The sequence below is a fragment of the Saccharothrix sp. AJ9571 genome (assembly GCF_021725495.1).
Taxonomy (GTDB): domain Bacteria; phylum Actinomycetota; class Actinomycetes; order Mycobacteriales; family Pseudonocardiaceae; genus Amycolatopsis; species Amycolatopsis magusensis.
Genome location: NZ_CP091382.1, coordinates 4,816,325 through 4,828,336, shown reverse-complemented (window position 1 = coordinate 4,828,336; position 12,012 = coordinate 4,816,325). Strand labels below are relative to the sequence as shown.

The window sequence follows — 12,012 nt, the reverse complement described above, 5'->3', positions numbered from 1 at the left end:
GGGCATTACTAGCATTGAACGCTAGTAATGCCCCATTCCTTGCGTTCAGGGGCGGTCGGAGGTGCCCCGCCGGAACAGTTTGTTGCCCAGCCAGACGATCGGGTCGTACTTGCGGTCGGCGACGCGTTCCTTCATCGGGATGAGCGCGTTGTCGGTGATGTGGATGCCTTCCGGGCACACCTCGGAGCAGCACTTGGTGATGTTGCAGTAGCCGAGGCCGTGCTCGTCCTGCGCGGAGTCCCGGCGGTCGGCGACGTCCAGCGGGTGCATCTCCAGCTCCGCGATCCGCATCAGGTACCGCGGCCCGGCGAAGGCTTCCTTGTTCTCCTCGTGGTCACGCACCACGTGGCAGGTGTTCTGGCACAGGAAGCACTCGATGCACTTGCGGAACTCCTGCGAGCGCTCGACGTCCACCTGCTGCATCCGGTAGTCCCCCGGCTTGAGGTCCGCGGGCGGGGTGAACGACGGGATCTCGCGTGCCTTGGTGTAGTTGAACGACACGTCGGTGACCAGGTCGCGGACCACCGGGAAGGTCCGCATCGGGGTCACCGTGATGACCTCGTCCTCGGCGAAGACCGACATCCGGGTCATGCACAGCAGGCGCGGGCGGCCGTTGATCTCCGCCGAGCACGAGCCGCACTTGCCCGCCTTGCAGTTCCACCGCACCGCCAGGTCCGGCGTCTGGGTGGCCTGCAGCCGGTGGATGATGTCGAGCACCACCTCACCCTCGTTCACCTCGACGGTGTAGTCCTTCAGCTCGCCGTCGGTGTCGTCGCCGCGCCACACCCGGAAGCTCGCCTTGTACCCCATGTCAGGCCTGCCTTCCCGGGTGCGTGCTCAGCTCGTCGGAGGTGTAGTACTTCTCCAGCTCGGTCAGTTCGAACAACTCGAGCAGGTCCTGGCGCAGCGGCTCCTGCGACTTCGGGGTCACCGTCACCGCGGGCACCACCTCGTCGCCACTGTCCACTTGGCACACCAGCAACCGGTTGCGCCACTGGGAATCCATCTGCGGGTGATCATCCCTGGTGTGCCCGCCGCGGCTTTCGGTGCGGATCAGCGCGGCCCTGGCCACGCATTCGCTGACCACCAGCATGTTCCGCAGGTCCAGCGCGAGGTGCCAGCCGGGGTTGAACTGCCGGTGGCCCTCCACGGTGACCTGGTGCACGCGCTGCTTGATCTCGGCGAGCTTGGCCAGCGCCTGCTCGATCTCCTCGGCCTTGCGGATGATGCCGACCAGGTCGTTCATCGACTGCTGGAGCTCGGTGTGCAGGGTGTACGGGTTCTCCTCGACCCCGTTCTCCGGCGGGTCGAACGGCGCCACGGCCATCTTCGCCGCCGTGTCGATCCGCTCCTGCGCCACCGACGGCCGATTGGCCAGACCCTCCACATAGGCCGCCGCGCCGAGTCCGGCCCGGCGGCCGAACACCAGCAGGTCCGACAGCGAATTCCCGCCGAGCCGGTTCGAGCCGTGCATGCCGCCGGAGCACTCGCCCGCGGCGAACAGGCCCGGCACCACCGAAGCCGCGGTGTCCGGGTCGACCTCGATGCCACCCATCACGTAGTGGCAGGTCGGGCCGACCTCCATCGGCTCGGCGGTGATGTCCACATCGGCCAGTTCCTTGAACTGGTGGTACATCGAGGGCAGCCGCTTGCGGATCTCCTCGGCGGGCAGGCGGCTCGCGATGTCGAGGAAGACGCCGCCGTGCGGGGAACCGCGGCCCGCCTTGACCTCGGAGTTGATCGCCCGCGCCACCTCGTCGCGCGGCAGGAGGTCCGGGGTGCGCCGGTTCTCCTCCTGGTCGGTGTACCAGCGGTCGGCTTCCTCCTCGCTGTCCGCGTACTGCCCCTTGAACACGTCGGGGATGTACTCGAACATGAACCGCTCGTCGTCGGAGTTCTTCAGCACGCCACCGTCACCGCGCACGCCCTCGGTGACCAGGATGCCCTTCACACTCGGCGGCCAGACCATGCCGGTCGGGTGGAACTGGACGAACTCCATGTTGATCAGCGTCGCCCCGGCGCGCAGCGCCAGCGCGTGCCCGTCACCGGTGTACTCCCAGGAGTTCGAGGTGACCTTGAACGACTTGCCGATACCGCCGGTGGCCAGCACCACGGCCGGCGTCTCGAAGAGCACGAACCGGCCGCTCTCGCGGTAGTAACCGAACGCCCCGGCGATGCGGTCGCCGTCCTTGATCAGCTCGGTGACGGTGCACTCGGCGAAGACCTTGAGCTTGGCCTCGTAGTCGCCGTGTTCCTTGAAGTCCTGCTGCTGCAGCGAAACGATCTGCTGCTGCATGGTGCGGATCAGCTCGAGCCCGGTGCGGTCACCGACGTGCGCGAGCCGCGGGTAGGTGTGCCCGCCGAAGTTGCGCTGGCTGATCCGGCCGTCGGCCGTGCGGTCGAACAACGCGCCGTAGGACTCCAGCTCCCAGACGCGGTCCGGCGCCTCCTTCGCGTGCAGCTCGGCCATCCGCCAGTTGTTCAGGAATTTCCCGCCGCGCATGGTGTCGCGGAAGTGCACCTGCCAGTTGTCGCGTTCGTTCGCGTTGCCCATCGATGCCGCGCAGCCGCCCTCGGCCATCACGGTGTGCGCCTTGCCGAACAGCGATTTGCACACCACGGCCACGCTGAGGCCGCGCTGCCGCGCCTCGATCACCGCGCGGAGACCGGCGCCACCGGCACCGATCACCACCACGTCGTAGCTGTGCCGTTCGACCTCGGTCATGGATCAATCCACCTCAGTGCGTTCTGACGCCGTTGTCATTGGGGAGAGAAGGCTAGTTGACGAAGCGGAGGTCGGCGATCGTGCCGCTGGCCACCAGCATCACGTAGAAGTCGGTCAGCACCAGGGTGCCGAGGGTGATCCACGCCAGCGTCATGTGCCGGTTGTTCAGCTTGGTCACCTGGGTCCACATCCAGTAGCGCACCGGGTGCTTCGAGAAGTGCTTCAGCCTGCCGCCGGTGATGTGGCGGCACGAGTGGCAGGACAGCGTGTAGGCCCAGAGCATGATCACGTTGCCGAGCAGCACGATGTTGCCGAGGCCGAAGCCGAACCCGCCGCCGGAGCCGTGGAAGGCGGTGATCGCGTCCCAGGTGTTGATCAGCGAGACGATCAGCGCCACGTAGAAGAAGTAGCGGTGGACGTTCTGGATGATCAGCGGCAGCTTGGTCTCGCCGGTGTACTTCGCGTGCGGTTCGGCGACCGCGCAGGCAGGCGGGGAGAACCACACCGACCGGTAGTACGCCTTGCGGTAGTAGTAGCAGGTCAGCCGGAAGCCGAGCAGGAACGGCAGCACGACGAACCCGAGCGGGATGAACCCCGGCAGCTCGCCGAACGGCGTGCCGAAGTGGCTCGACCCCGGCACGCACGAATCGCTCAGGCACGGCGAGTAGAAGGGCGTGAGGTAGTGGTACTCCTCCACCCAGTACGCCGTGCGCATGAACGACCGGATTGTCGCGTAGATGACGAACGTGGCCAGGCCGACCGTGGTGATCAGCGGTGGCAGCCACCACCGGTCCTTGCGCAGGGTGCGTTCGGCGATCTTGGCGCGCGTGGGCGCGAAGACCCCGGTACCCCTCCGGCCTGCCTTGTCGTTAGCCGGAGCGCTCACCGCTGGTCACGCTGGTAGCCACCGACGCCTTCATCGTCAGCGCCGTGCCAGAGCGACGGGTCGTAGGGGGTGTCGGGGACCACGACCACGTTCGAGCGGTCGGTGGCGCGGGCCTGTTGCGGCACCGGGGGTGTGTCGTCGAACTCGTTCACGTCGATCTCGAGCCGCTCCACGTCGTTGGCGATCCGGCGCACCGCCGGCGCCTCGCCGTACTTGGCTCGCAACGCGCCTACGCACTGTCGCAACTGCCCGATGGTGCGGCGCAGTTCGGTGAATTCGGTGGTGGTCATACGTACCTCCGACGATCAGTCAGTTCGTGCGGCGGGGGCCAGAGGCCGGGCCGCACCGTGGTGGGGCGCGCTGATGCCTGACTCTGCCTTGCCTTGTCCAGTGTGACAAGTAGCACACACTGGTCGCGGTACGTGATCGGAGTCACGTCTGGAGTTCATCTGTATCGATTTTGATTCGGGCTTCCTCCTTCTGTACTGTGTGGACCGTCACCACGAAGACCGGACGCCAGCGACGCCGTCACCGGACCACCCGAACCCGTGATCCGCACCCGGAGCCGCCGTATGAGCCCCACCCCGTCCGCCGCACCGCATCCCGTCATCGCCGAAGTGACCGAGCGCATCGTGGCTCGCAGTGCCGAGAGCCGCGCCGCCTACCTCGAACGCACCGCCGCCGCCCACGCCGAAGGCCCCGCCCGGCGCGGCCTCGCGTGCAGCAACCTCGCCCACGGTTTCGCCGGGATCACCGGCGGCGACAAGGAAGCGCTGCGAGCCGTGCGCAAGCCCGGCGTGGCGATCGTGTCCTCCTACAACGACATGCTCTCGGCGCACCAGCCGCTGCACGAGTACCCGGACTGGCTCAAGGTGTCCGTGCGCGAAGCGGGCGGGGTCGCCCAGTTCGCCGGCGGCGTGCCCGCCATGTGCGACGGCATCACCCAGGGCCGCGCGGGCATGGAGTTGTCGCTGTTCAGCCGCGAGGTGATCGCGATGGCCACCGGGGTCGCGCTGTCGCACGAGATGTTCGACAGCGCCCTGCTGCTCGGGGTGTGCGACAAGATCGTGCCGGGCCTGCTCATCGGCGCGCTGTCCTTCGGCCACCTGCCGTCGATCCTGGTGCCCGCCGGGCCGATGACCTCGGGCCTGCCCAACAAGGAGAAGGCCCGCATCCGGCAGCTCTACGCGGAGGGCCTGGCGTCCCGCGAAGACCTGCTCGAGGCGGAGGCCGCTTCGTACCACTCCCCCGGCACGTGCACCTTCTACGGCACGGCCAACTCGAACCAGATGGTCGTCGAGGTGATGGGGCTGCACCTGCCGGGCGCGACGTTCGTGCACCCGGGCACCCCGCTGCGGCAGGCGCTGACCGAGGAGGCGGGGCGGCGGGCCGTCGCGATCTCCCGTGGTGCCGAGTACGCGCCGCTGAGCCAGGTCATCGACGAGAAGGCCATCGTGAACGGCGTGGTGTCGCTGCTGGCCACCGGCGGTTCGACCAACCACACGCTGCACCTGCCCGCCATCGCCGCGGCCGCAGGCATCCAGCTCACCTGGGACGACTTCTCCGAGCTGTCGGCCGTGGTCCCGCTGCTGGCGCGTGTGTACCCGAACGGCAGCGCGGACATCAACCACTTCCACGCCGCGGGTGGCATCCAGTTCCTCATCGGCACCCTGCTCGACGCCGGGCTGCTGCACGAGGACGTGCGGACGGTCGCCGGGCCGGGGCTGAACCGGTACCGCCAGGAACCGGTGCTGCTCGACGGCACCCTGACCTGGCGCGACACCCCGGGACGCAGCCTCGACGAAGAGGTGCTGCGACCGGCTTCGCGCCCGTTCTCCGCCGACGGCGGCCTGCGCATGGTCGCGGGCAACCTGGGGCGCGCGGTGATCAAGGTGTCCGCGGTGGCGCCGGAACACCGGGTGGTCGAGGCGCCTGCTCGGGTGTTCACCACGCAGGAGCAGTTCTCGGCGGCGTTCCAGGCCGGTGAACTGGAGCGTGACGTGGTCGTGGTGATCCGGAACCAGGGCCCGATGGCGAACGGCATGCCGGAGCTGCACGGGCTGACGCCCGCGCTGGGCGTGCTGATGGACCGGGGGTTCCAGGTGGCGCTGGTCACCGACGGCCGGATGTCCGGGGCGTCGGGCAAGATCCCGGCGGCCATCCAGCTGACCCCGGAAGCCGCCGCGGGCGGCCCGCTGTCCCGGATCGCCGACGGCGACGTGGTGCGCCTCGACGCCGAGGCCGGGCTGCTGGAGGTCCAGGTGAGCGCGGCCGAACTGGACGGACGGCCCTTGGTGGACGGTCCACCCGATGAGGCATCCTGGACCGGCACCGGGCGTGAGCTGTTCGGCGCGCTGCGCCGGGCGGTCGGCCCCGCCGACCAGGGCGCCAGCGTGTTCGGCGGGTACACGCCGGGGCACTTCGGTGCCGGGATGACGAAAGAGGTAGTGGCGTGACCACCGGCTTGGAACTGCTCGAGGCATCCCCCGTGATGCCGGTCGTCGTGGTGGACGACGTGGCCGACGCGGTGCCCGTCGCGTCGGCGCTGCTCGCCGGTGGCATCGGCGTCATCGAACTCACCCTGCGCACCCCGGTCGCGCTGGCGGCGATCGAACGGGTCGCCGCCGAAGTACCGGACATCCTGATCGGCGCGGGCACGGTGACCACGCCCGGCCAGGCCAAGCAGGCGGCGGACGCCGGTGCGCGGTTCCTGGTCACCCCGGGCACCACGGACGGGGTGCTGGACGCGTGCTTCGACACCGGCCTGCCGTTCCTGCCGGGCGCCGGCACCGTCTCCGAGGCGATGCGCCTGGCCGAGCGCGGGTTGACCGCCCTGAAGTTCTTCCCGGCCGAGGCGAGTGGCGGGGTCGACTACCTGAAGTCGATCGCCGGGCCACTGCCTTCGCTGAAGTTCTGCCCCACGGGCGGCATCACGGTCGCGTCGGCGCCGAAGTACCTGGCGCTGCCGAACGTCGGCTGCATCGGCGGCTCGTGGCTGACCCCGAAGGACGCGGTGGCGGCCAAGGACTTCGCCCGCATCGAGCAGCTGGCGGCGGAGGCCGCGCGGCTGCGCTAGTTCTCCCGGTCAGGGTCTTTCGGCCCTGGTGGCGACGGGCGGGCAGGCGCAGGTTGGTCCTGTCCGCCACGCCGACCCGGGAGACCGCGATGCCGCTGCGAACCACCTATGCCCAGGGCACCCCGAACTGGGTGGACCTGCAGACCTCCGACCAGGAGGCGGCGAAGGCGTTCTACGGGCGCCTGCTCGGCTGGGAGTTCCGCGACGAGCCGGTACCCGGTGGTTCGACGTACTCGATGGCGCTGAAGAACGGCTCGGAAGCGGCCGCGATCGCCCCGCAGACAGCGGAGCAGCGGGGCCTGCCGCCGATGTGGAACACGTACTTCGCGGTCGAAGACGTGGACGCCACCGCCGCCAGGATCGAGGCCGCCGGCGGCACCCTGTTCACCCCGGTCTTCGACGTCCTGGACTCCGGCCGCATGGCCGCGGGTGCCGACCCGGGCGGTGCGGCTTTCTGCCTGTGGCAGGCGTACTCGCACATCGGGGCCGGCCTGGTCGACGAACCGGGCGGCATGGTGTGGAACGAGCTGATCACCTCGAGCCCGGAGCAGGCCGTGCCGTTCTACCAGGAACTGCTGGGCCTGGCCGTCACCGAAACCGAGCTGGACGGCGAGAAGTACACCATGCTGCAGGCCGGCGGCACGGATGTCGCGGGCGTGAGCCAGCCGCCGGACGTGGATCTGCCGAACCACTGGCACGTCTACTTCGCCGTCGACGACATCACCGCGGCCGCCGCCCAAATCCCGTCCCTGGGTGGCGCCGTGCTCATGGCTCCGTTCGATACGCCGGTGGGCCAGATGGCCATGCTCGCCGATCCGCAGGGCGCCGCCTTCAGCATCCACCAGCCGGGCGCCTGACCGCCGCAATCAGCCCGGCCTCGCACCGATCATTCCGGGAACGCCTTGTGGGTCAGTCCGGGACGGCGTTGTCCAGGAGGGTGGCTTCGGCGCCGAATTCGCGTAGTTCTTCTCGGATGACGGTGTAGGCGAGGCCTTGGGAGTAGCCCTTGCGCGCCAGGGTGCCGAGCAGGCGGCGGATGGCGGTTTGCTCGTCGACGTTTCCCAGGGAGCGCAGGCGTTTGCGCACCAGCTCCCGTGCCTTTTGTTCTTCGGCTTCGCGGTCGACTTCGCCGGCGGCCTGGACGGCGATTTCGGGGTCCACGCCTTTGCGCTTCAACTCGGCGACCAGTGCGTGGCGGGCCAAGCCCTGGTTGTTGTGCCGTGAACGCACCCACACTTCGGCGAAGGCGGCATCGTCGATCAGGCCGGCGTTGTCCAGCTTGCCGAGGATGGTCTCGCTCGTGTCCTCGTCGAAACCCTTGCGGCGCAACGCCTGCCGCAGTTCCTCCTGGGTGCGGGGCCGCGCCGCGAGCAGGTCGAAGCAGACCTCTTTGGCCTTCTTCGCCCGCTCCTCCGGCGGCAACTCCTCGGGGTTCACCTTCGGCACGGTTCTCCTAGTCGTTCTCACCACCGCGACCCGGCCGGGCTTCCCCGCGGTGGTGTTCATCAAGGCCCACCCGGCCGGAAGCCGTGGCTCCACGGAACAGCGCATCGGGCCGGGTCTCGCGAGCGAGCGCCAGACAGGCCGGCGCTCGTCGATCTCGGAGCGGTGGCGCTCACCGGTGCCCGGCGTCCGGCAGGCCGCTGTGGTGCGGGCCGCCGGAAGCCGTGGGGCCGGGGACCCGGCACGCGTGCCGGGCCGGGTCGTCGTCGTCGGGGATGTGGCGTCAGCGAGTGATCAGAAGTCGACCGGGGCCGGGGCGACGGCTTCTTCGGCGTCCAGCTGGGCGCCGATGCCGAGCTTTTCCTTGATCTTCTTCTCGATCTCGTTGGCGATGTCCGGGTTGTCCAGCAGGAACTTGCGGGCGTTCTCCTTGCCCTGCCCCAGCTGGTCGCCCTCGTAGGTGTACCAGGCACCCGACTTGCGGACCATGCCCTGGTCCACGCCCATGTCGATGAGCGAGCCCTCGCGGGAGATGCCCTTGCCGTAGAGGATGTCGAACTCGGCCTGCTTGAACGGCGGCGCGACCTTGTTCTTGACCACCTTGACGCGGGTGCGGTTGCCGACCGGCTCGCCGCCGTCCTTCAGCGTCTCGATGCGGCGCACGTCGAGCCGGATCGAGGCGTAGAACTTCAGCGCCTTGCCACCGGTGGTGGTCTCCGGCGAGCCGAACATCACGCCGACCTTTTCACGCAGCTGGTTGATGAAGACCGCGGTGGTGCCGGAGTTGCTCAGCGCACCGGTGAGCTTCCGCAGCGCCTGGCTCATCAGGCGGGCCTGCAGACCCACGTGCGAGTCACCCATCTCGCCCTCGATCTCGGCGCGCGGTACCAGCGCGGCCACCGAGTCGATGACCAGGATGTCCAGCGCGCCGGAGCGGATCAGCATGTCCGCGATCTCCAGCGCCTGCTCACCGGTGTCCGGCTGGGACACCAGCAGCGCGTCGGTGTCCACCCCGAGCGCCTTGGCGTACTCCGGGTCCAGTGCGTGCTCCGCGTCGATGAACGCGGCGATGCCGCCCCCTCGCTGCGCGTTGGCCACCGCGTGCAGGGCGACCGTGGTCTTACCGGAGGATTCCGGGCCGTAGATCTCCACCACGCGGCCGCGCGGCAGGCCGCCGATGCCGAGGGCGATGTCCAGCGCGATGGCGCCGGTCGGGATCACCGCGATCGGTGCGCGGCCCTCGTCGCCGAGGCGCATCACCGAGCCCTTGCCGTACTGCTTGTCGATCTGGGCCAGGGCGAGCTCGAGAGCCTTGTCCTTGTCCGGTGCTGCTGGCATGGAATTCCACCTCAGTTGGTCGTTGTCGGAGCCGGATCGGGCCGGCTTGCCTGTGGCTGGTAGTCGAGCTGTCAGGCTGTCGATCCCGACGCTACGGGCCGGGTCCGACAATTTCCGGGCACTGGCCGCGATCTGTGGATCGACCATCGCGTTGTGGATGACACGATAGCCGAACACCTGTTCGAGGTTGACACCGACACGCCCCCGTGGTTCTTACCTGCGTTCGGCGGGGACGTCGAAGGCCGCGCAGACCTCCTGCCAGATCTCCTTGGCCGGGATCCCGGCGGCCAGCGCCTGGTCCACCGTCCGCCCGCCGAGCCCGCCGAACTGGTGATCCTTGCTCAGGGTCGCCGCCCTGGCCGCGCCGAACTCGTCCGTCATCAACCGCCGGAACATCGTGATACGCATCGCGCCCAGCGTAGACAGCGGTACCGTGAACCCATGCACTTGGCCCAGGAAATGCCCGCGTGGGGCGGTACCGCGCTGGCGATCGCCTCGGCCGTGACCCTGGTCGCGGTCATCGTGGTCGGCCTGCGCGCGCTCCGGAACAACCGGCGGCGCTAGCCGGGTTCACTCGCCCGGCTGAACCTGCTGCTCGAAGTAGTCCGCCAGCTCCGACGGCCCCGGCGGGTTCGGCTGGCCCTGGTCGTTGACCTGGTAGATGAAGCCGACCAGCGGCCGGTCGCTGACGGTGAAGACCAGCACCGAGGTGGCCGGGCTGGCGGCCGAGGTGTAGCGGCCCTGCAGGCCGTTGCCCTTCCAGTCCGCCTCGACCTTGTCGCTGTCGCCGCCGCCCGCGGTGTTCAGCAGCGAGTCGGTGTGCTGCTTGACCAGGTCGGCGTCCTTGGCGTGGACGTAGTTGATCTGGGTGCCCGCGCGGCCCGGCGCCGAGCAGGTGACCGCGACTCCGAGCGCCGCCACGTCCGGCGGGGCGGCCGCACCGCGGATGCCGGGTGAGCACTGCCCGTTGTCGGCCACGCGCCCGGCGAGCTGCCGCATGCAGCCGGTGAGCCCGTCTTCGCCGTCCGCCTGGCCCGGCTGCGCGCACTCCTGCGCGGTGTAGGTGGTGGCCGAACCCGATGGCCAGAAGAAGAAGGCCGCCGCGGCGAGCGCCACCACGGCCACCGCCGCGGAGATGCCGATGACCAGCTTTTTCTTCTTCTTGGCCGTCGCGCCGCCGCCGCTGTCGCCCGGCCCGGCGAGCGAGTAGGTCGGGAAGTTCGACGGCGCGTGCTGCTGCTGGCCGCCGAGTGCCTGCTGCGGCCCGCTGGGCGGGAAGTTCGACGGGAAGCTGGGCGCGTGGGCGCCCTGCTGCTGGTAGGGACCCGGCCTCGCGGGCACGGGCTGCTGCTGCTGTTGCGGCGGGGGACCCGGCAACCCCGGCGTCACGGTGTGCGTGCCGGTGCCGTTGGCCGCCATGTGGCCTTCGACGTGCTGCGTGCGCATGCTGATGCCGTCGCGGGCGACGTGGTGGGCACCGAGCGCGACCGCGGTCTCCGGCTGGTCCAGGCTCGCCGGGACCACGCCCAGCTTCTCCGCGATCATGCTGCCGACCAGCGGCAGCCGCGAGGAGCCGCCGACCAGGTAGATGCCGACCAGCCGGTCCGGCGACAGCCCGGCCGAGCGCACGGTCCGCGAGAGCAGTTCGACGCTGCGCAGCAGGGCAGGCCGGACCAGCGCCTCCAGTTCGGAGCGGGTGACCAGCACGTCGGCGAAGGGTTCGGGCATCGGCACCTCGGTCTGCGGGTGCCGCGAGAGCGCCTCCTTGGCCGCCTTCACGTCCTCCTGCAGCGCGCGCCGGGTGCGCCGGTCCGGAGTGGACTCCGGCCGCAGCAGCCGTTGCCAGCGCTGGGGGTCCTTGTGCGAGACCTCACGGCCGACGTGCACCAGCAGCGCCTGGTCCACGTCGAGGCCGCCGAGGTCGGGCAGGCCGTCCTCGGCGAGCACGGTGAACCCGTTCTGGGTGGCGCCGACCACGGCCACGTCGAAGGTGCCCGCGCCCAGGTCGTAGACGGCGAGCGCCTGGCCGGGTGCCAGCGTCTTGCCGGGGAAGGAGGCGAAGTGCGCGGCGGCGGCCACCGGCTCGGGCACCAGCGACAGGTTGGTGCCCATGCCTGCCAGCCGCGCGGCGGAGAGGAGCACGTTGCGGCGCACCGGGCCCCACTGCGCGGGGTGGGTGAGCCGGACCTCGTCGGGCTGTTCGCCGCCGAGCTGGCGGGAGGTCTCGTCGAGCACGCGGCGCAGGATCGCCGCCAGCGCCTCGCTGACCGGCACGATGTCGTTGCCCAGCAACAGGGTCTGCTCGTCCACGCGGCGTTTGGGGTTGGGTTCGAAGCGGGTCGGGTCCAGGCGGGCGCGGCGTTCGGCGTCCCGGCCGACCATCAGCGTGCCGTCCTCACCGGCGAAGACCGCCGACGGCATGTTCGCCGAGCCGTCCACCTCGACCACGCGCGGCGCCCGCCCGTGCGCGGACAGCACGGCCACCGTGTTCGAGGTCCCGAGGTCCACCGACAGGATCCGCACGACTCTCCCCTCTCCAAGCCC

12 protein-coding genes are annotated in these 12,012 nt (G+C 69.8%); 4 read left to right on the top strand and 8 right to left on the bottom strand.

All coding sequences use genetic code 11. The features are described from left to right. Positions 1-45: 45 nt before the first annotated feature. The 4 genes from L3Q67_RS22255 to L3Q67_RS22240 are packed head-to-tail and all read right to left on the bottom strand — an operon-like array spanning position 46 to position 3,901. Positions 46-810 (bottom strand): succinate dehydrogenase/fumarate reductase iron-sulfur subunit, encoded by a 765-nt coding sequence (locus L3Q67_RS22255; RefSeq protein WP_499191296.1) that lies wholly within the window; start codon positions 808-810, stop codon positions 46-48. 1 nt (position 811) lies between these two features. Continuing rightward, the gene (locus L3Q67_RS22250; RefSeq protein WP_499191295.1) at positions 812-2,725 is read right to left on the bottom strand and encodes a succinate dehydrogenase flavoprotein subunit; all 1,914 of its coding nucleotides are present in this window, start codon (positions 2,723-2,725) and stop codon (positions 812-814) included. A gap of 52 nt (positions 2,726-2,777) precedes the next feature. Continuing rightward, complete coding sequence (gene sdhC / locus L3Q67_RS22245) at positions 2,778-3,611, bottom strand: succinate dehydrogenase subunit SdhC (protein WP_499191294.1); 834 nt, start codon at positions 3,609-3,611, stop codon at positions 2,778-2,780. Next, positions 3,608-3,901: an Rv0250c family protein gene (locus tag L3Q67_RS22240; RefSeq protein WP_206809687.1), complete on the bottom strand. Its 294-nt coding sequence runs from the start codon at positions 3,899-3,901 to the stop codon at positions 3,608-3,610. Before L3Q67_RS22240 ends, sdhC begins: the two co-directional genes overlap by 4 nt. Before the next feature lie 282 nt (positions 3,902-4,183). Here L3Q67_RS22240 and edd point away from each other — a divergent pair, with 282 nt between their 5' ends. The 3 genes from edd to L3Q67_RS22225 all read left to right on the top strand — a co-directional run bounded on the left by edd (position 4,184) and on the right by L3Q67_RS22225 (position 7,544). Beyond that, positions 4,184-6,067, top strand: a complete 1,884-nt coding sequence (gene edd, locus L3Q67_RS22235; protein ID WP_499191293.1) for an IlvD/Edd family dehydratase — start codon at positions 4,184-4,186, stop codon at positions 6,065-6,067. Next, positions 6,064-6,687 (top strand): beta/alpha barrel domain-containing protein, encoded by a 624-nt coding sequence (gene eda, locus L3Q67_RS22230; protein WP_499191292.1) that lies wholly within the window; start codon positions 6,064-6,066, stop codon positions 6,685-6,687. The genes edd and eda overlap by 4 nt, the downstream gene beginning before the upstream one ends. A gap of 89 nt (positions 6,688-6,776) precedes the next feature. Next, entirely contained in the window at positions 6,777-7,544 is a 768-nt protein-coding gene (locus L3Q67_RS22225) for a VOC family protein (RefSeq protein ID WP_499191291.1), read from the top strand. Between the two features lie 52 nt (positions 7,545-7,596). On the opposite strand, the gene L3Q67_RS22220 is transcribed toward L3Q67_RS22225, so the two are convergent. The 3 genes from L3Q67_RS22220 to L3Q67_RS22210 form a co-directional block, all read right to left on the bottom strand. Next, entirely contained in the window at positions 7,597-8,124 is a 528-nt protein-coding gene (locus L3Q67_RS22220) for a regulatory protein RecX (protein WP_499191613.1), read from the bottom strand. A 300-nt stretch (positions 8,125-8,424) separates the two neighbouring features. Next, on the bottom strand, positions 8,425-9,468 hold the full coding sequence (gene recA / locus L3Q67_RS22215) for a recombinase RecA (protein WP_499191290.1): 1,044 nt from the start codon (positions 9,466-9,468) through the stop codon (positions 8,425-8,427). Between the two features lie 213 nt (positions 9,469-9,681). After that, positions 9,682-9,876 carry a DUF3046 domain-containing protein gene (locus tag L3Q67_RS22210; protein WP_499191289.1) on the bottom strand — a complete coding sequence of 65 codons (195 nt, stop codon included), beginning with the start codon at positions 9,874-9,876 and terminating at the stop codon, positions 9,682-9,684. Positions 9,877-9,909: 33 nt separating this feature from the next. On the opposite strand from L3Q67_RS22210, the gene L3Q67_RS22205 reads away from it, so the two are divergent. Next, the gene (locus L3Q67_RS22205; protein ID WP_499191288.1) at positions 9,910-10,032 is read left to right on the top strand and encodes a hypothetical protein; all 123 of its coding nucleotides are present in this window, start codon (positions 9,910-9,912) and stop codon (positions 10,030-10,032) included. A gap of 6 nt (positions 10,033-10,038) precedes the next feature. On the opposite strand, the gene L3Q67_RS22200 is transcribed toward L3Q67_RS22205, so the two are convergent. Next, a complete protein-coding gene (locus L3Q67_RS22200) occupies positions 10,039-11,991 on the bottom strand; it encodes an Hsp70 family protein (RefSeq protein ID WP_499191287.1) in 1,953 nt (650 codons plus the stop codon). Positions 11,992-12,012 lie beyond the last annotated feature (21 nt).